Raw genomic sequence first — 19,820 nt, 5'->3', positions numbered from 1 at the left:
CGGATGCCTCTCATTTGAAAACAGCGCCCCCGGCGTTGTTTCCGCTCATTTCTTGTCAGGCCCGCGCTCTTCGAGTACCGGTGTCGCCACCTTTCCCGCGGAGCGCAGCACATTCAGCACGCCGGCACAAAATCCGAGAAGCAGCAAGATAATCATGCCCCACGGCGCCGTACCGACAAAACGGTCGAAGACATAGCCCAGAACAGCGCCCACGATGATGGCAGCAATGAACTCACTGGAAAGCTTCATCGCCTGAGCGTAGCCCTTGCGGCTTACCTCGGCGCGAACCTCCCCCGATTCATCCTCTCTCACCGCAGCGCGCTTGCTTGCCAGTTCGGCTCCCAGCTCCGCACGCCGCTTTTCCAGACCTTCGTCGCGATCATCCGTCATGGTGGCATCCTCCCATTTTCGTTGCGCGTATCCCATTTCCCCGGTCAACGCGTAAACGAACGGCAGGTTTCGCCACCTTTCGGCCCGTTTTGAAGTCGCGCGCAACATAGTTTTAGGAAAAAGCATAGTCAAGGCGTAGACACCATCTGTCCAGCCATTAATTAGCCCAATTAAATCATGAGTTTACGCTAAAGAAGCCTTGCCGGGCGGAAACTGAGCCGAAGAATCCTCTTCAGCCCGCAGTCTCATGTGGCTTTTTTGCCAGCCATGAGGCTTCAGGGCGCCTCAATTCATCGGCACGATCACGTCAGCTCCATCCGCCGCCATAGGTGCGATAGAAGATGTGCATGCCGATGCGGCCGACCTTCACCATGTATGCCGCCCATTTCGGCCTGACATAAACAGCATGGTAGTGGGTGGCCGAGCCGACTTCCGGAAGCCAGATCTTGCCGGCGGTGACGGCCATGGCAACCTGACGGGCGATGCGCCAATGCTCCGGCGAGTTGACCCGGTCCTTGACGCTGTCGCAGGCAAAGGAGAACTGGCAGGCATTGTGCCAGTCGTCGTTCTGGTAGACGACGCCGCAGATGGTCTTGGGGTAGGCCGGATTGCGAACGCGATTGAGAATGACCTGGGCGACGGCAGCCTGCCCTTTTACCGATTCCCCACGCGCCTCGAAATAGATGCCGGTGGCGAGGCATTGCTGCTCATCGGAGGAGAATACCGAAGGCGGCAGGACATTGGCAGCCCAGGGATGATCCTTCGGCCCTATCTGCGGCACAAAACGACCCTCGCCGTCCTGATCCTTGGCAAGGATGGAATCGAAGGGCGAAGTCCGAGCATAGTCCGGCGCCGGCGACGCATAGGCGGCGGCCAGAACATCGGCGTTCTGATTGGTGACCAGGCCCGCCAGATAAGTCGGCACACCATCGTCCGGCTGCGGCGGCCGCTTCTTGTAGAAGGCGGTGGCGATCTGGATCTCCTTGCCGCCGAGTTTCGGCTTCAGGAACGCGGTCCGCTCGCCGGTGTCCGATTCCTGCCGAAACAGCATGCTTTGCCGCTGCAGCACAGAGCCGGCAGAAAAATCCTTCGGCGGCAACATCGGCGCGACGGAAACTATCCGGCCCTTCTTGTCCCGACGATTGATGCGCTCTTCATCCGGCCGGGGATCGCTGCCCTTCTGCTCGGAAAGGAAGGCTACGCGGCGGCCATCGGGCATCACGAGACCGCCATCGCCAACGGCAGCCGCCGTCTTTGCATCGCCGAAAGCCAGTTCTGCCTGGTGGGTGGAGCCGGCCGGCGAGTTGGTCATCACCATGCGCCAGTTGCTGCCTTCCCTGTCGATGCCCGAAAGCAGGCCGGCGAGATCGGCGTAGGCAGCCGTCGATGGAAAGATCAGCCAGGCGCAAAGCCCGAAGACGGCTGGAGATATCCAATTTTTTGGAAGAATCCGCAATTTTCGGCTGATATGAGGCGAACGAGACAACACCGGACTCCAAACGGCACTCGGAACTAAGAGCCGGAATAATCTCCCATTAACCTTGATGGATGGTTAATTCGCGCAAAGGCGCATTCATCAATGGGCGAGCGAAAGCCTGAAAGAAAAAAGGCCCGGCGGATATCCACCGGGCCTTTGACAAAACAGCGATAGCATCTGCCTCAGATGATGACGTGCGATCCGAGTTCGACCACGCGGTTGGCCGGCAGGCGGAAGTAGTCCGACGGATCCGTCGCGGCATTGGCAAGCGCGATATAGAGCCGGTCCTGCCAATGCGGCATGCCCGATTTGGCATCGGGGACCAGCTTGCGACGGCCCAGATAGAAAGAGGTCGACATGATGTCGAACTTCAGGCCGGTCTTGCGCAGGGTCGCGAGCGCCTGCGAGACGTTCTGCGATTCCATGAAGCCGAAGCGCAGCTCGACACGCGAGAACCGGTCGGAGACCTTCTCGACCGAGTAGCGGTCTTCCTGGGCGACGCGCGGCTTGTTGATCGTGCGGATCGTCAGGATGACGTTCTTGTCGTGCAGGACGTGATTATGCTTCAGATTGTGGAGCAGCGCGGCGGGCGCCGATTCCGGATCGCTGGTCAGGAAGATCGCCGTGCCCGGTACATGCGCCGGCGAGTGATCGCTCTTGCGCTCGATCGAGCTGACGAAGGATGACAGCGGGATGTCGGTATGCCGCGTCTTTTCCATGAGAATCGCGGTGCCGCGACGCCAGGTCCACATGATGACGGTGAAGGCGGTTGCGATCAGCACCGGTACATAGCCGCCGTCGTGGATCTTCAGCAGGTTGGCGCCGAGGAAGACGAATTCCAGCAGCACCAGCGGCGCCAGCACGGCGATAGCCATGGGCAGCGTCCAATTCCAGCGAACGCGGACGAACTCGAAAGCCATGATCGAGGTGACGACCATCGCACCGGTGACCGAAATACCGTAGGCCGTCGCCAAGGCATCCGAGGTCTTGAAGCTCAGCACCAGGAAAATGACGCCGAAGAACAGGACGGCGTTGACCGACGGCAGGAAGATCTGGCCGGTATTGGTCTCCGAGGTGAAGAGGATTTCCATGCGCGGCAGGAAGCCCAGATGGATGGCCTGGCGTGTCAGCGAGAAAGCGCCTGTTATAACGGCCTGGCTGGCGATGATCGTCGCCATGGTGGCGAGAATGACCACCGGCAGGATGGCCCAGCGCGGATACATCAGGAAGAAGGGATCCGACATGGCAAGCGGTTCGCGCAGCACCAGGGCGCCCTGGCCGAAATAGTTCAGCGTCAGCGACGGAAACACCAGCGCGAACCAGGCCCACTGGATCGGCCGGCGGCCGAAATGGCCGAGGTCGGCATACAGCGCTTCCGCGCCGGTCACGGTCAGGAAGACGGCGCCGAGCACGACCACGCCGAGAAAACCCTCCTTGACGAGGAAATTGACCGCGTACCAGGGATTGAAGGCCGCGAGGATGCCGTAGTCATCGGAGATGTGCATGATGCCGACAACGCCCATGACGATGAACCACAGCGCCGTGATCGGGCCGAAGAAACGGGCAACGGCACCGGTGCCATGCGACTGGATGGCAAAAAGCAGCGCCAGAATCGCAACCGATATGGGCACGATATAGGCCGACAGCTGCGGCGTCACCAGCTTCAGACCCTCGACGGCGGAAAGCACCGAGAGCGCCGGAGTGATCATCGCGTCGCCGAGAAAAAGTGCGGCACCCAACAATCCGAGCAGCATCAGGACGGCTGTATGGCCGTTTGCCGTCTTCATCAGCAGCGCCAGGAGCGACAGCGTGCCGCCTTCGCCGTCATTGTCGGCGCGCAGCAGAAAAAGGACATATTTGATCGTGACGATGATGGTCAGCGCCCAGAACATCAGCGAGACGACGCTGATCACTTCGTTGCGCGTCAGGCCGTCGACGGCCACCGGTTTCAGTGCCTCGCGAAAGGCATAGAGCGGGCTCGTGCCGATGTCACCGTAGACGACGCCGACCGATCCGAGGGCGAGGTAGGCGAGCTTACGAGGGTTCATTTTCCCGTCGGGAGAATGATCGGTTTGGTTAGACATTCAGGACCACTAGACTCTCAGAGCCAGCCTTTCCAGCGAAAAAAGAAAAACGGGACGATGGCGGATATGACCATCAGCAGCAGCGAGCCCGGGTATCCGTAGGCGAAATGCAGTTCGGGCATAAGCTCGAAATTCATGCCATAGACGGATGCCACGAGCGTCGGCGGCAGAAACACAACAGATGCTATCGAGAAGATCTTGATGATGGCGTTCTGCTCGATATTGATCAGTCCGAGCGATGCATCCAGCAAGAAGGTGATGTTGCCTGCGACGAAAGATGCATGCTCCGACAGCGATTGCACATCCCGCGAGACATTGCGGCACAATTCCTTGGCCTCTTGGTCCTGCTGCATGGCGGATATGGTATAAAGGAAGGTCAGCAGCCGCGACAAAGAACTCAAGCTGTCACGCACCTTGCTGATGGTACGATGGTAGCCCGCAATGTCCTTGAGCTTCTCTTCCAGATAGTTTGACGGGCGGCGGATCTTCTTGACACGATCGCCGAACACATGCGCCGACAATATATCGATACCGGAGACCGTCTGTTCAAGGACCTCCGCGGTGCGGTCGACGATCGTTTCCAAAAGCATGGTCAGGAGCGCGATACCGGTACGCCGCTCCGGGGGAATGCGCGGCAGAGCCGCGATGAACAGCGCGAAGGATTTCGGCTGCGCATAACGGATCGTCACCAGCCGATGGCCCGTCAGAATGAAGGCGACATCGGTCAGCATCGGCAGATTGGTATCGGCCTTCCACAATAGCGAGGCCGTCAGAAAAACCGAGCCGTTCTCGACATAGAGCCGGCTCGACGGCTCGATATCCTTCATGTCCTCTCGCGTCGGCACTTGGAGCCCAAGCAGGCGCTCGATGTTGGCTTCTTCCTCGCGCGTAGGGTCGACCATGTCGATCCAGATAACATTGTCGGGCAAATGAGCGGCAGCCGAAAGGTCGTGAAGCTCAAGCGGCTTTGAATCTGAGCAATGGGCAGTTATCAACTGCTGGCTCCCAGAGCAGCGGAGACAAAGCTACAGCCAAGGCGCTTTGCACGCACTCGCCGCGATCCCACCAATGGCCAATGAAAAAAACTCATAAAACTCCGGTCGTATCCCGCCGGTTCGGCCGGGAATCCGTGTCCATGTTCCATTGCGCTGCTGTACCAATCCTTCGTCCGTCCCGGTGATCCAGCCTAGCCGAACGAAATAAAACCACCGAACGGCGGAGGGTGGTCATAGGACACGCCAGACCAGCTCCACGTCGGCGGCGCATATGCAGCAAAGCTCGCAAAGAATCAAGTCACAACCTCTTCATTGCGCGCTTTCACCGCAGATTCCCAAATTCTGCGAAGTCATAGCACACGATGCCGGCAAGACAATCCGTGGCGACGGAGAAAGCGGATATGCCGCTGTGTATTATTCAAACACGATGGCGGGCGCGGCGCGCAGCGGGGTATTGGCCACTTGTGCCCAGACCTTCGCGGCGATCTCGCGATAGATACCGGCGACCACGCCTTCCGGTTCGGCGGCGACGAGCGGCGTGCCGGCGTCGGAGGTCTCGCGAATGCTCATGGTCAGCGGCACTTCGCCAAGGAAGGGCACGCCGATGCGTTCGGCTTCCTTGCGCGCGCCGCCATGGCCGAAGATATCGTAACGCGCGCCCGTATCCGGAGCGATGAAATAGCTCATGTTTTCAACGATGCCGAGGACGGGAACCTCAACCTTGCGGAACATGTTGAGGCCCTTGCGCGCATCGATCAATGCCAGGTCCTGCGGGGTGGAGACGATGACGGCGCCGGCAAGCGGCACCTGCTGCGCCATGGTCAATTGCACGTCGCCCGTGCCGGGCGGCATGTCGACGACGAGCACGTCGAGCTCGCCCCAGGCAACCTCGCGCAACATCTGCAAGAGTGCGGACTGAACCATCGGCCCGCGCCAGATCATCGCGGTCTCTTCCTCGACGAGAAAGCCCATCGACATGACCTTGAGACCGTAGTTCTCCATGGGAACGATAATGCGGCCATCGATCTGTGACGGCTTGCCCGAGATCTTCAGCAGGCGCGGCATCGACGGGCCATAGACGTCGGCGTCCAGGATGCCGACGCGCAAGCCATTGGCAAGCAGGCCGAGCGCAAGATTGACCGCCGTCGTCGATTTGCCGACGCCGCCCTTCCCCGACGCGACCGCGATGATGGCGCCGACGCCGGGAACGCCGATCTTGGCGGCGCGGGGTGGCTGTTGCGGGGCATGCGGATGGGAATGGGCATGCGGGGCAGCTTGCGGCGGCGCCGGGCGCGCAGCCGGGGCGCCGGCCTTCTTGTCGGCGGTCAGCGCCACCATGGCACCCTTGACACCGGGCATTTGCTTGACGACGCGCTCGGCCGCAAGGCGCATCGGCTCCAGATCCTTGGCGCGTTCGGCGGGAACAGTGATGGAGAAATAGACCTTGCCATCGGATATGAAGACATCCGACACCATGCCGAGCTCAACGATATTGTGCTCCAGATCCGGGCCGCGAACCGTCTTCAGCGTCTCCAGCACCTGTTCCTTGGTGATGTCTGCCATTCCATCCTCACTGCGCAATCTTCATCCGGAGCAAGGCATCAAGTCGCGTGCCTTCCGGAATCTCTCTGGCTTAGATAGTGGAGCGGGAGGGCTTCGCCAAACGAAATTCAGGGGGCTTCGACAAAAAGCGTCGTCCGCTGCGGCCAGCAGGTCCGCCGGGTCTATGACCCTTACCAGCCGCAACGCTCTCCCAAGACGAAAGTTATTTGCGACGGCCGACATAAAGCAAAGTTGGGAAAGAAGTAGGGCAAGGTCGCAAAAATCGTGCTTTCGGCCCTATCGATGTCGATCGACGTGCCAAATAAGCAACAACCGCCGCCGATACCTTTCGCCAGGAGAAGCTAGGGCGATGGTATCAACGACGGTCGTCTGATCCGCGCGCATTGATCGGCGCTGTTATCAAAGTCCCCTCTGGACCTCTGCCTGTTAACAAGCAGGAAGCGTGCCAATTTCGGAGGAAACAGAGAAGCTTATATTTTTCAAACACTTGAGGAACAGACGCTCAATTGCGCGGCGAAAGTGCCGCAAAGCGCTCCATCAGTTTTTATTTGCAGCGCACAAAATTCACTCAGGATGCTGCCTGAATTTCGTTCAATTGGGATCAGTTCGGCCGTCGATCGCTCGCGAAACAAAATATCCACCCGGACCGGCGTCGGCCAGCAAGGCCTATTTTATCAGCCCGACGCGGAGCGCCTTGGCAACCGCTTGCGTGCGGTTGACGGTATCGAGTTTCTTGGTGGCCCTGTTCAGATAGTGATTGACGGTATGTTCCGAGAGCGTGAGGATTTCGGCAATTTCGGCGCTGGTTTTGCCGGCCGCCGTCCAGTTCAGGCAATCGATCTCGCGATCGGTAAGTGCATCGACAACGCGGATATCGAGATTGCGGATCTCTGCAAGCCGATCGAAGATATGGGTTGCGATATAGAAGAGATCCTTGACCTCTTCGCGCGAGAAAGGCTCGCGATCGCCGGCCAGCGAAACCGCTCCGCGAACGCCTGAGACATCATGGGCCGGCAGATAGATGAAGCGCGTCATGCGAAAGCGTTCGAACAAGGCAACCGCGAACTGGGATTTGCTCTCTTCCCTATTCGGGCTCGTGGAGACCTCGTAGACAAAGGGTAAGGTCGAGGTTCGCAAGCGCTGCAACACCGGGCTGGTCGGCAACAACGCTTCCTGATCATAGATGGACAGAAGTTCAGCCGGCCAGTTGTTGATCACCGAACTGCTCTGCAACTCGAAGGAGGTGATCGGCGGCAGATTGACGACCATGAAAGCCCGGCAACGATAGACCTCCGTCAATCGTTTCATGAACCGAAACACGTCGAATTGGGTCTTCAGCCTGCTGACTTCGTCAATATAATCCTCGCCGCGAGGAGACGTTCCCACCTGCACCAATGCCGCCATCATCAGTCTTCTTTATGTAAAAAAGGGAAAAATACGAAATTTCCGTCTCTTGGCCCCGGGAGGTCATCGTACCAACGTCGGTAGCCGGCACTTGTTCAAATATAATTTTCTCAGGATCTCGCTCGCGTCAACGCTCGTTACTACGATGTCCGGTCGTCATTTCACCAAACCCCTTCGCGCGCCCAGTAGTCACGCGAGGGATAATGGCAGTTCTTGCGCGCTTCTCAACAAGCAAATTCAAGACAAGCATGCAATTTTGCTAAGATCCAGCGCCTGAAGCATTAATTCGATATAATTCAGCGGCCCCTTGAGGAAAACATGTCGGAGCTATCGCTTCGGACCCAGCCGGTTGCGCATGTCCGTCATGATCGAATCGGCGGCGGCCACCACCAGGGGCGCCCATTGCTGCAATTTCTGCGATGTCACGCGATAGGCCGGACCGGTCACCGAGACGCCCGCCAGCATACCGCCATCATCTGCGCGGATCGGTGCGGCAACGCAGCATATGCCGCTCTCGTGCTCCTCGCGATCGAATGCATAGCCGCGCACCCTGATCTCCACGATATCGGCAAGCAGCCGCGCGGCATTGCGATGAGTATGCGCGGTGTAGGCTCGAAACTCGAGAGCGGCAATCCGCCCAGCGAGATCTAGATCGTCCAGTGCGGAGAGCGCCGCCTTGCCAACCCCCGTGCAATAGGCCGGCGAGGCATTGCCGATCTGGGAATACATGCGCACGGACTGTCGGCCTTCGACCTTGTCGAGATAGATGACCTCAGAGCCGCGCAACACACCGAGATGCACGGTTTCGCCGGTCAATTCCTGCAAGTGGCGCAAATGCGGTTCGGCCACGGCGCGGAATTCGTTGCGCGCCCAGCTGCGTGAGGCAAGGTTCAGAAGCCTGATCCCGAGACGATAGCGCCCGTCGCGGTCGACCTCCAAAAGTCCTTCCTCGACGAGGTGCGACAATTGCCGATGTAGCGTACCACGCGGCTGATCGGACAATGAGAGGATGTCGGTAAAACGCATCGGACCATCGGCAAGCGCCACATGGTCGACCAGCGCCATGAGCTTTCCAAGCGTGCCGGTTTCGCGGCCACGGCGGGTATCCCCTTTTTCGCCATCCGAATTCAGACCCATGCGCCCTTCATTTATCGCTGGCACTGCCGCCGCATCCTTGACACGATGGAAGGGTAATCCGATAATTCCACATAGTCAAATTTCGTTCCAAATAATGGAACTGGAGATTTCATCGATCCTGGGAGGGAAGAAACCTTGACCGAGACGCAGGCACAATTTCCCGATCTGAAGGATCGAACCGTGCTGATCACCGGCGGCGGCTCCGGCATCGGCGCGGCACTCGTCGAAGGTTTCGCCCGGCAGGGCGCGAAAGTCGCCTTCATCGACATTGCCGAAGAGCCGAGCAAGGCGCTTGCCGCCAAGCTCTCGGCACAGTCGGCCCATCCTGTCGTCTTCTATCACGCCGATCTGCGCGATGTCGGCGCCATCAGGAACACGGTCGCAGCGGTCGAATCCGATCTCGGCGCGATCCGCGTGCTTGTCAACAACGCGGCCTGGGACGACCGGCACGACATCGACACGACCACCGAGGAATATTGGGACAACAACCAGGCGATCAACCTCAAGCAGGTCTTCTTCGTATCGCAGGCGGCGGCCCCCGGCATGCGGGCGGCCGGTGGCGGCGCGATCGTCAACTTCTCCTCGATCGTCTTCAGGATGAACCCACCGGCGCTTTCCTCCTACGCAACTGCGAAATCCGGTATTATCGGGCTCACCAAGAGCTTCGCGGGCCGCCTCGGCCCGGAAAACATCCGCGTCAATGCCGTTTTGCCCGGCATGATCGTGACGGAGAGACAGCTTGAGCTCTGGCTGACAGAGGAAGGCATGGCCAAAACCGTCGAACGGCAATGCCTCAAGCATGTGCTGAAGGCCGCCGATCTTGTGGGGCCAGTGCTTTTCCTCGCCTCGGACTGCTCAGGCAGCATCACCGCGCAGGCCATTACCGTCGATGGCGGCATTTTCTAGTGAAGAATCGGAGCATTTTCTTATGACGAAACCCGCATATGTCGCGGTGGACTGGGGCACCAGCAGTTTTCGGCTATGGCTGATCGGCCAGGATGGCAGCATTCTGGGGGAGCGTCGCAGCGGCGAAGGCATGACCACGGCGGCCCAGACAGGCTTTGCAGGGGTATTGCAGGCACACCTGGATGCACTCTCGGCGCCGGCAGATATTCCCGTGATCGTCTGCGGCATGGCTGGCGCGCGCCAGGGCTGGGTGGAAGCCGGTTACATCGACACGCCGACATCGCTTGCCGCCATTCTCACCGGCGCGGTCGCCGTCCCCGGACAGTCGCGCGATGTTCGTATCCTGCCGGGTCTCGCGCAACGCAGCAGGCAAGCGCCTGACGTCATGCGCGGCGAGGAAACGCAGTTGCTCGGCGCGATCGCCGCCGATACAAAGGGCGAGCAGCTCGTCTGCATGCCGGGGACGCATTCGAAATGGGTGCGCGTGGTCGACGGCCAGGTGATGGGTTTCTCGACCTTCATGACCGGCGAACTCTTTGACGTCATCACCAAGCACAGCATCCTGTCGCATGCCGTTGCCGGCAGCGCCGACATGCCCACCGATACCGGGGCCTTCGAAGCCGCGCTCAAGGCTGCTTTCGACAAGCCGGCGCTCGCTACCAATCTGCTGTTCACCGCCCGCTCCGGCCAGCTTCTGCACGGACTGACGGCTGCCGGCGCCCAGGCGTTGATATCAGGCACGCTGATCGGCGCCGAGATTGCCGGCGCTTTGGCTTCCGCCGGACAGGGAGCATCCATCATGCTCGTCGCTTCCGGACGCCTGCAGGCTCTCTACGAGGATGCATTCCGCACCCTATCTCTCTCCCACAAGACCATCGATGCCGATGCCGCCGTCCGTCGCGGACTTTCCGCGGCGGCGGAAGCGATCTGGCTCAAGAACGAAAGCAAAAGCTGATGACGACTCGCATTCCCTTCCCTCCCATGAAGCGCCCGCTCATTGCCATTCTTCGCGGCATCAAGCCGGAGGAAACGGCCGATATCGTCGGCGCTCTGATCGAGACCGGCTTCACCGCCATCGAGATCCCGTTGAACTCGCCCGAACCTTTCCGCTCGATCAAAATCGCCGCCAAGATGGCGCCTGCCGACTGCCTGATCGGAGCCGGCACCGTGCTGACCATCGAGGACGTCGACAGACTGGATGGCGCCGGCGGCAAGCTGCTTGTCACGCCGAATGTCGAGCCTGCGATCATCAGCCGCGCCCGCGACAAGGGCATGGTGACAATGCCCGGCGTGTTCACCGCCACGGAGGCGCTTTCCGCGGCAAGGGCCGGCGCCACGGGTCTCAAATTTTTCCCGGCGGGTGTGCTCGGCGCTTCCGGCATTACCGCTATCCGCGCCGTTTTGCCGCCGGAGCTTGTTATCGCTGCCGTCGGCGGCGTTTCGGACAAGAATTTCGCGGATTACACCAAGGCCGGCATTCTCGCTTTCGGTCTCGGCACCAGCCTCTACAAGCCGGGAATGACGGCGGAGGAGGTTGCCGAACGCGCCAAGGCAACCATCTATGCCTATGACGAAGCCATAGGAGCCTGATCTATGACCGATATTCATGATTTTCAGGGCAATATTCTCTGCAATACTTCATCTGTCCTGGGCGAAGGCCCAACCTACGATCCCGATACGGACACGGTCTGGTGGTTCAACATCCTCGGGAAGGAATTGCACGAGCTGCATCTGCCGACCGGCAAGAAGCAGGTTCACGAGCTGCCGATGATGGCGAGCGTGCTCGCCCGCGTCGACGCAGAGCGGCAGATGATCGCCACCGAAGAGGGGCTATTCCTGCGTGACATCGCCAGCGGCGAGCTAAGCTTCTATGCGGCGATCGAAGCCGACAAGCCTGAAAACCGTTCCAATGACGGGCGTACGCATGTCTCCGGATCCCTATGGATCGGCACCATGGGCAAGCGCGCCGAGATGCAGGCGGGCGCCATCTATCATGTGGCAGCCGGCGGCAAGGTCACCAAGATCTTCGACCAGATCAGCATTCCGAATTCGATCTGCTTTTCGCCCGATGGCACGATCGGCTATTTCACCGATACCCGCGTCAGCCAGCTCATGCGCGTGCTGGTCGATCCGGAGACCGGGCTTCCGGCAGGTGAACCGATTGTGATGGTCGACAGCATGGAGGACCCAGGCGGTCTTGATGGCTCGGTCTGCGATGCCGACGGCTATATCTGGAATGCGCGCTGGGGTTCCGGCTTCGTCGACAAGTACAGCCCGGACGGCCTGCGTATCGAGCGCTATCGCGTGCCCGCGATGCAGCCCTCCTGCCCCGCCTTCATCGGCAAGAACGCTGATCGGCTGGCGGTGACGACCGCCTGGGAAGGGCTTGATGACGAAGCTCGCTCCATGCAGCCGCAGGCCGGTGCGCTTCTGGAACTTGGCGCGACGGTCAGGGGCGTTTTCGATCCGCGATACAAGCTTTGAACGAAGGCCACCTTCGCGCGTTGCGGGTGCGAAGGTGGTGCCCGCGATGCGAATTAGCGCCGTAACAGACCAAGCCCCGCGCCACCAAAGATGAGCGGGCACGATCCTTCATCACCACTCCGCTCAATCTTCCAGGTTGTTTTTGATCTTCATAACAAATTGTTTTTTCACAATATTCTCTCGGTCTGTCGCTCCGACAAATTTTCTTCCTGCAACTTTTGACGGAACCAAAGCCTCCGTGAACCATTAGCCTCTACGACCGGTACGATGATGGTCGGCAAAACAAAGGCTCCACTCGTACTGGTATGCATGCGCTTCTTAAAGCATGCCCATCAGAATGAAAGGTAGGTTCACGATGACTGGGAAACTCTTCACTTCCGTCGCCGCAGGCGCAATCTTTGCCACTGCATCCGTTCTTTCACCAATGGCTTTCGCGCAGTCGCAGCAACCGTCGACCGGCGGCAGCGGCGCACCGTTGTCGCAGAAGGCTCCGGCCACACCCGACACAACGAAGCCGGATAGTGCGGCTCCGCAGACCAAGGCACAGGCTCCCGCCGCCATGACCGGCACGGAACAAGCCGGTAATCTGACCGAACAGTCGGCAGACCAGATCAGCGCCAAGACCTATATGGGTCAGTCTGTCTATAACGGTAAGAACGAAAGCATCGGCAGCATCAACGATCTGATCCTGCAGAAGCAGGGCGGTGTTGTCGCCGCGATCGTCGGCGTCGGCGGCTTCCTTGGCATGGGCCAGAAGAACGTCGCAGTCCCGTTCGACAAGATCAGTGCCACCCAGAATGCTCAGGATGGCACCATCAAGCTGACGACGACCGAAACGGCTGAGTCATTGAAGGCTGCGCCGGAGTTCAAGACGCTTGCGATGCAAGCTTCCGACAAGGCCGCAAGTTCGGCTGGAACGTCGACAATGCCGGCAACGGACAACACGACGACATCGTCGACCACCAACAAGTAACTCAGGTGGTCAGATAGACGGACAAGCGGCGGCCCTCAGGGGCCGCCTTTTTTGGATTATTTTTCAGCCCTATGCGATCTCACGCTCGCTGGCGGCTTCGAAATAATGGGTCTGCAGATAGCGAAGCGTGGCGACGCTATCCACGGGCTTGCCGAAATAATAGCCCTGCCCCATGGCACAGCCCAACGCCTTCAACTTTGCGGCTTCCGCATGTTCTTCGATGCCTTCGGCGACCACCCGCAGCTCCAGCCCTTCACACATGGCAAGAACCGCCTTAATGATATGTTCGGAGGCTCTGTCCGAATTCATGCGCGAAACGAAGGCGCGATCGATCTTCACCTTGTCGAAGATGAATTCGCGCAAGCGGCCGAGGCTGGATTGCCCGGTGCCGAAATCGTCAAGGGAGATACGCACGCCCACTGCCCTGAGATCGGCAATGATGCGATGCGCCGTGTCGGCCGAACTCATGACCGCCGTTTCGGTGATTTCGAGCTCCAGGCGATGCGGGTCCAGGCCGACGCGGGCGAGAATGGCAAGGACGCTGCTGCTGGTGCCGGGGTCCATCAACTGCGCCGAGGACAGATTGAAGGACAGAAAAAGCTCGCGTGGCCACGAGAGCGCCGCCTCGGCAGCCTTTCGCAAAAGGGCCTCGGATAATGCGTCGATAAAGCCGCGCTCCTCGGCCAGCGGCACGAAGACGGCAGGTGAGACGAAGCCGAGATCGGGATCGTTCCAGCGAGCCAGGGCCTCGAAACCGAGAACCATATTATTGGCGAGCGAAACGATCGGCTGGAAATGCACATCGATGACATCCGAAATGATGGCATTGCGCAGCGCCTGCTCGAGCTGCGTCGCGCGCTTCATCTCCTGTGCGATCTCCTTGGAATAGACGGTGATCTGGCCACGGCCGCGACGCTTGGAGCGATAAAGCGCGGTCTCGGCATTCTTGAGGAGATCGTCGAATTCATCGCCGGCGAAGGGATGGATGGCAAAGCCGAAGGAGGCGGAAAGCCGAACGTTGCGGTCGCCGAGATCATACGGCGCCGACAGCACTTCGCGGATCATCTGGCCGAATTTTTCGGCGCCAACGCGTTCGAAGACCAGCGGCAGGACAAAAGCGAATTCGTCGCCGTCATGGCGGGTCACCGTCGCACCGTCCGGAATGCACGCCTTGAGGCGATGCGCAACCTGGCAGAGAATTTCATCGCCGGCTTCGACGCCGAAAAGATCATTGATCGGCTTGAAGGCATCCAGATTGGCGATGCCGATGGTGAAGGGGGCGGGATCGCTGGCGCGCTCAAGCGAAAGCTGTCGCGTGCGCTCGCGCATGCGATGACGATTGCCCAATCCGGTCAGCGGATCGGTATATGCTGTTGCCTGCAATTCCTGACTGACTGGCCCAAGCGGTATTTCAGCCGATTTCATATTCGATTCCGACGTTTTCTCCACCCTGGAAAAAGCATGAGGGCTAAGTCTTAACAAAGGATGGCAGGGTGATACTCATTCGATGTGAGCGATAACTTGCCGTCGGCGCTATACCATTGCGATACTTATCTGTTTTTTGCTTTAGCGGCGCTGCACAGGTGCTTCTGGAATACCGTCTCGATAATATCAGGGCTGACGGGCTTCAGGATGACGTCATCCATGCCAGCCTCCCCGCATTCCTTGCGATCGCGCTCGAAAGCCTGGGGCAGCACACCGATGATCGGCGTATGCGATCCGCTGCCCTTTTCCGCGCCACGGATCAGGCGCGCCGCCTCGAAGCCGTTGAGGCCCGGCAGCGAAATATCCATAAGGATCAGTTCGGGGCGGTGCTCGCTCCACATTCGCGCTGCCTCATCGCCGCTCGCAGCAATTGCATAGCTGTACCCGAGGCCTTCGAGAATCTGTGAAAAGACGATCTGATTTATATCATTGTCTTCGGCGACGAGGATCTGGATGCTGCGGCTTTCACCGGCGGCGACCCGCCATTCCTGACCTATCCCCGGCTCGGCAATGTCCCCGAGCTCGCCGCGTATATTCCGGTTGAAATGACGTGCTATCAGGAATGTGAGCTCGGTGGAGAGTTGCGAACCATCGAGGGAGAGAGCGGAGACGTTCTGCCGCTCGGCCAGTTCGATGCCGCGCTTGCCGAGCTGGTTGTCGACGATCACAAGATCGATCTTGACGCCGTGCGCGCTTGCCACATCGAGAAACGCCGCCTCTTCGTTCTCATTATGAACGACACATGCCTCGAAGCCGTAATTCCCGAGCGTTTTCAGCGCGGCCGTCTCCGCGGCAAAATCGGCCGTGACGACCAGAATCCTGCGGCCACTGAAATTCTCCGGGACGAAGGTCTCCATGGCAGCCGGACGGCGCGAAATGGTTTGTAAAGCAGCCATGGGAACATAGGCGCGCCGATAGGACCGGTCGTTGTTCTCCCTGATCTGGGAAGCATGGGCGAATTCCTCGAAATCGCCTCCGTCCTTCGGCAGATCCTGCATGGTACCCACGAGGAAGTAACGGCCGGGTTTGCCGATGCGCTGCTTGCGCGTGACGATATCGCGCACGACGCCGTCTCGGGCAATCTGACGCTGCCGCGAGATCGACATCTCGCCGGTCTCGATGACATGCCGGTCACTCTCATGAAAGCGATTGGCAAGATCGGTGGAGAAGAGATCGGTGCCCTTGCGACCCAGCACCTCGTCGGCCACCGCCTGGTATTTATCGCAGAACGCCCTGTTAACAGCGACATAGACCATGTTCTGGTCCTTGACGAAAAGCGGGAACGGCAGGTTGTCGAGGATGTCCTCAGTAAGCTGCACGCGCTCCATGTCGACGCGCCACTGCTCCTCGCGCTTCTTCACTTCGGAAATATCGGAGACGATGCAGACGCCAATGCCAGACGGTAGTCGGCGCTTGATGATGCGAACCCAGCGCTCATCCGAAAAGTGTTCGGTCGTCTCAAACCGCTCGCGCCAGTGCGAGGCGATGCGCTGCGAGATCCAGTTTTCACGGTTGGCCGAAGACTTGGCCTGGCCGCGGTCCCGAGTCCGTATGCCCGTGTCGAACACGGCGCCCAGGAAGTCGCGCAGTCGCGTCGAGGGTCGCAGGAATTCAGGTTGGATCGGAAAGAAGTTCAGGACCTGACGGTTGGCGAATAACAGCAGATCGTTCTTGTCGTAGGCGAAGAGGGCGCTGGACAGTCCGTCACAGAGGGCGTCAAAGAGCATTGTCTGCAGATTGCCGCCGGAAAGCGCATCTTCAGTCATGATTGCCAAGGCTGCCTTTTCAATTCCGGCAGTCATTCGTCCGATCCCTACACCCAACCAGTTTCACAGCACGAAAAATCGACAGAGCGGCACTCACTCTGCAAGGCAAATTTATGAAAATATCATGCTGGCCTTGCCACTTGAAACAGATGGAACCTGGCTCATGAGAGTTGACGGCCACCAACCTGCCATCAAGAGCCTCCAGCGTGCACGAAGCGCGCCACCTGTAGTCATTTCAAGCTTCTTGTCACGCAACCTGTCATCATTCCCTTAAACATTGATTAAATTTCTTAACAAAGCCCCTGGATGGAAACGGGTGGATGATGACACGAGCACCGCCTTTCCTCTTTTCACGCTGCCGCGAATCCACGAGAATGAAGCCATGGCCATCAAGCAACTTTCCGAAACACTGATCAACCAGATCGCCGCGGGCGAAGTCATCGAGCGGCCGGCAAGTGCTGCCAAGGAGCTGATCGAGAACGCGATCGATGCCGGCGCAACGCGCATCGAAATCGCCACGGCAGGCGGCGGCAAGGCGCTGCTGAGGGTAAGCGACAACGGCTCCGGAATGGAAGAGGCAGACCTCGAACTCGCGGTCAGGCGCCACTGCACTTCGAAAATCTCGGATACGCTGGAGGATATTCGCACGCTCGGCTTTCGCGGCGAGGCCCTGCCCTCCATCGCTTCCGTGGCGAGGCTGTCGATCGCCAGCCGCAGGACGGGTGCGGCCGGCGGCACGGAGATTGCTGTTGCCGGCGGAAAGGTGTTGCATCTGCGCCCGGCGGCGGCCAATCCCGGCACGATCGTCGAGGTGCGTGACCTGTTCTTTGCGACGCCGGCGCGCCTCAAATTCCTGAAGACCGAGAGGGCGGAAGCCGCTGCCATCACCGAGGTCGTCAAGCGCATGGCGATCGCCTTCCCACAGGTGCGTTTCGTGCTGTCGGGCAGCGACCGTTCGACGCTCGAATTTCCCGCGACCGGTAACGATCATCTCGCGCGCATGGCGCAAGTACTCGGCGCGGACTTCAAGGATAACGCCATCGCGCTCGACGCCATGCGCGAGGATGTGGGCCTCACCGGCTTTGCCGGCGTTCCCACATTCAATCGCGGCAACTCGGCACACCAATATGCCTTCGTCAACGGCAGGCCAGTGCAGGACAAGCTGATCCTGTCGGCGATCCGCGGCGCCTATGCCGAAACCATTCCCTCCGGTCGCTACCCCGTCGCCGTCCTCTCGCTGACGGTCGACCCGGCGCTCGTGGACGTCAATGTGCATCCGGCGAAATCGGATGTGCGCTTCCGCGATCCCGGCCTCGTGCGCGGCCTCATCGTCGGCGCAATCCGCGAGGCATTGGTGCGGGAGGGTGATCGTGCCGCAACGACGGGGGCGGATGGCATGCTGCGCGCCTTCACCGCCGGCCGCTCGGGCTTCCAGCCGGGATGGCGGCCATCGCCCGCGGCCGCTCCTTGGACGCCAGAAACATCGCCATCACGCCCTTATGAGAGGACCGCGACAGCCGGAGGATACGGTTTCACGGAAAGGTCTCAGGCTGCCTTCGACGGGCTTGCCATGCCCACTGCCCGCGCCGAGGCTGCTCAGCCGATAGAGCCGGTGCGTGCCGAAGAACCGTCCCGCTTTCCGCTGGGCGCTGCCCGCGCCCAGCTGCACGAGAATTATATCGTCGCGCAGACCGAAAACGGCCTCGTCATCGTCGATCAGCATGCGGCGCATGAGCGGCTGGTATTCGAAGCGATGCGCAAGGCCCTGCATTCGAAGCGGCTATCCTCGCAGGTCCTGCTGATCCCCGAGATCGTCGACCTGCCGGAAGAGGACTGCGACCGGCTGATGGTGTTCGCCGAAGAGCTTGGCGAGCTTGGCCTTGCCGTCGAGCGCTTCGGTCCTGGCGCAATTGCCGTGCGGGAGACGCCGGCCATGCTTGGCGAGGTCGATGCGCAAGGGCTTATCCGACAGTTGGCCGATGAGATCGCCGAGTGGGACACCGCCTCCGGGCTTGCCGCGAAGCTGGAATATGTGGCCGCGACCATGGCCTGCCACGGTTCGGTACGCTCAGGGCGGCGGCTGCGGCCGGAGGAGATGAACGCGCTGCTGCGCCAGATGGAAGCGACGCCGGGCTCGGGCCAGTGCAACCACGGCCGGCCGACCTATATAGAGCTGAAGCTCTCGGACATCGAACGGCTCTTCGGGCGCAGCTGAAGACGCCCCGTTTCGAAAGGACTGGAAAAGTCCCGTCCGGCGCGGTATGGCAAACAGGTGACAGAGATCGAGGACGGCATCAGATGAATCTTTTCGAAGGACATGGGAACCGCGAGGCGAAAGTTCGCTACCTCGACGGCGACTTCCAGATCCTGATGCCCGGCTCGTACGTCATCTGCGCCATGACCGGCCAGCGCATTGCGCTCGATGAGCTGCGCTACTGGAGCGTTGCCCGGCAGGAACCCTATGCCGATGTGATGTCCTCGCTGGAAGCCGAAAAGCGGGCCGGCGCGCTTCCCAACCAGAAACGCTGAATATCTTGGCTTTTGCCTGACACGGGCCGGCAGCTTTAGAGCAATTCCAGGAAAAGTGCGTAGCGGTTTTCCGTCCGGAATTGCGCAAAAACAATAAGCCAGAGCGGTCAGGCGATTCCGTGAAGCGCGCAACCGCTCTAGAGCGTTTCAGGTTTTGACGGAAGCGTATCCAGCGTTGACGAAGTAGTTGTTGCATTCGTTGGGCTCGATTGTTTTGACGAGATGTCCGATGTAGCGCCAGGTGTCATCGATGGTTCGCTTCTGAGCCAGGCGCATCCAGTGCTTGATTTTGGCGAAGGCTTGTTCGATCGGATTGAGGTCGGGAGAATAGGGCGGCAGGTACCAGAGCCGCGCACCGGCATTGCGGATCATCTGACGGATGGCGACCGACTTGTGGGAGCCGAGGTTATCCATCACGACGATGTCGCCGGGTTCAATCACCGGTAGGAGCTGCTGCTCGACATAGGCTCGGAAGCACTGACCGTTGATCGGTCCATCGAATACACAGGGTGCGGTCAGCCGATCGCAGCGCAGCGCGCCGAGAAAGGTCAGGGTGCGCCAATGGCCGTGGGGGGCGAAGCTGCGCAGGCGTTTGCCCCTCGGCCCCCAGCCTCGAAGCGGCGCCAT

General features: G+C 59.9%; 17 protein-coding genes. 7 read left to right on the top strand and 10 right to left on the bottom strand.

Translation table 11 applies throughout. From position 1 onward, the window contains the following. Positions 1-45: 45 nt before the first annotated feature. From FHT28_RS18585 to FHT28_RS18555, 7 genes are all read right to left on the bottom strand, one after another. Positions 46-390, bottom strand: coding sequence for an AtpZ/AtpI family protein (locus FHT28_RS18585; protein ID WP_037198506.1), 345 nt, complete (start codon positions 388-390; stop codon positions 46-48). 307 nt (positions 391-697) lie between these two features. Then, on the bottom strand, positions 698-1,879 hold the full coding sequence (locus FHT28_RS18580) for a cell wall hydrolase (RefSeq protein ID WP_092572956.1): 1,182 nt from the start codon (positions 1,877-1,879) through the stop codon (positions 698-700). 170 nt (positions 1,880-2,049) lie between these two features. Then, positions 2,050-3,951: a potassium transporter Kup gene (locus FHT28_RS18575; protein WP_037198503.1), complete on the bottom strand. Its 1,902-nt coding sequence runs from the start codon at positions 3,949-3,951 to the stop codon at positions 2,050-2,052. 17 nt (positions 3,952-3,968) lie between these two features. Beyond that, entirely contained in the window at positions 3,969-4,946 is a 978-nt protein-coding gene (locus FHT28_RS18570; protein WP_037198501.1) for a magnesium transporter CorA family protein, read from the bottom strand. A gap of 414 nt (positions 4,947-5,360) precedes the next feature. Further along, on the bottom strand, positions 5,361-6,509 hold the full coding sequence (locus FHT28_RS18565; RefSeq protein ID WP_037198500.1) for an Mrp/NBP35 family ATP-binding protein: 1,149 nt from the start codon (positions 6,507-6,509) through the stop codon (positions 5,361-5,363). Positions 6,510-7,175: 666 nt separating this feature from the next. Then, positions 7,176-7,916, bottom strand: coding sequence for a LuxR family transcriptional regulator (locus FHT28_RS18560; RefSeq protein WP_173410450.1), 741 nt, complete (start codon positions 7,914-7,916; stop codon positions 7,176-7,178). Positions 7,917-8,240: 324 nt separating this feature from the next. Then, entirely contained in the window at positions 8,241-9,050 is an 810-nt protein-coding gene (locus FHT28_RS18555) for an IclR family transcriptional regulator (RefSeq protein WP_052212580.1), read from the bottom strand. 135 nt (positions 9,051-9,185) lie between these two features. Here FHT28_RS18555 and FHT28_RS18550 point away from each other — a divergent pair, with 135 nt between their 5' ends. From FHT28_RS18550 to FHT28_RS18530, 5 genes are all read left to right on the top strand, one after another. Further along, positions 9,186-9,956, top strand: coding sequence for an SDR family oxidoreductase (locus tag FHT28_RS18550; RefSeq protein WP_168597007.1), 771 nt, complete (start codon positions 9,186-9,188; stop codon positions 9,954-9,956). A 22-nt stretch (positions 9,957-9,978) separates the two neighbouring features. After that, on the top strand, positions 9,979-10,911 hold the full coding sequence (locus FHT28_RS18545; protein WP_037198494.1) for a 2-dehydro-3-deoxygalactonokinase: 933 nt from the start codon (positions 9,979-9,981) through the stop codon (positions 10,909-10,911). Beyond that, positions 10,911-11,546, top strand: coding sequence for a 2-dehydro-3-deoxy-6-phosphogalactonate aldolase (locus FHT28_RS18540; RefSeq protein ID WP_092572959.1), 636 nt, complete (start codon positions 10,911-10,913; stop codon positions 11,544-11,546). Before FHT28_RS18545 ends, FHT28_RS18540 begins: the two co-directional genes overlap by 1 nt. Before the next feature lie 3 nt (positions 11,547-11,549). After that, positions 11,550-12,440, top strand: coding sequence for an SMP-30/gluconolactonase/LRE family protein (locus tag FHT28_RS18535; RefSeq protein ID WP_037198491.1), 891 nt, complete (start codon positions 11,550-11,552; stop codon positions 12,438-12,440). 355 nt (positions 12,441-12,795) lie between these two features. Beyond that, positions 12,796-13,413, top strand: a complete 618-nt coding sequence (locus FHT28_RS18530; protein WP_037198489.1) for a PRC-barrel domain-containing protein — start codon at positions 12,796-12,798, stop codon at positions 13,411-13,413. Between the two features lie 69 nt (positions 13,414-13,482). Here FHT28_RS18530 and FHT28_RS18525 read toward each other — a convergent pair whose 3' ends face one another. Next, positions 13,483-14,838 (bottom strand): EAL domain-containing protein, encoded by a 1,356-nt coding sequence (locus tag FHT28_RS18525; RefSeq protein ID WP_047560850.1) that lies wholly within the window; start codon positions 14,836-14,838, stop codon positions 13,483-13,485. 125 nt (positions 14,839-14,963) lie between these two features. Then, a complete protein-coding gene (locus FHT28_RS18520; protein ID WP_037198486.1) occupies positions 14,964-16,700 on the bottom strand; it encodes a response regulator in 1,737 nt (578 codons plus the stop codon). 346 nt (positions 16,701-17,046) lie between these two features. On the opposite strand from FHT28_RS18520, the gene mutL reads away from it, so the two are divergent. Further along, positions 17,047-18,879 carry a DNA mismatch repair endonuclease MutL gene (gene mutL / locus FHT28_RS18515; protein WP_168597006.1) on the top strand — a complete coding sequence of 611 codons (1,833 nt, stop codon included), beginning with the start codon at positions 17,047-17,049 and terminating at the stop codon, positions 18,877-18,879. Positions 18,880-18,962: 83 nt separating this feature from the next. Further along, complete coding sequence (locus tag FHT28_RS18510) at positions 18,963-19,193, top strand: DUF2093 domain-containing protein (protein WP_047560846.1); 231 nt, start codon at positions 18,963-18,965, stop codon at positions 19,191-19,193. A gap of 147 nt (positions 19,194-19,340) precedes the next feature. On the opposite strand, the gene FHT28_RS18505 is transcribed toward FHT28_RS18510, so the two are convergent. Then, a partial coding sequence (locus FHT28_RS18505) for an IS630 family transposase (protein WP_168597005.1) occupies positions 19,341-19,820 on the bottom strand: 480 nt, incomplete at its 5' end.

Origin of the sequence: Rhizobium sp. SG570 (assembly GCF_012275345.1) — a bacterium.
GTDB lineage: Bacteria > Pseudomonadota > Alphaproteobacteria > Rhizobiales > Rhizobiaceae > Rhizobium > Rhizobium lusitanum.
This window is presented reverse-complemented; position numbering and strand designations above follow the sequence as displayed.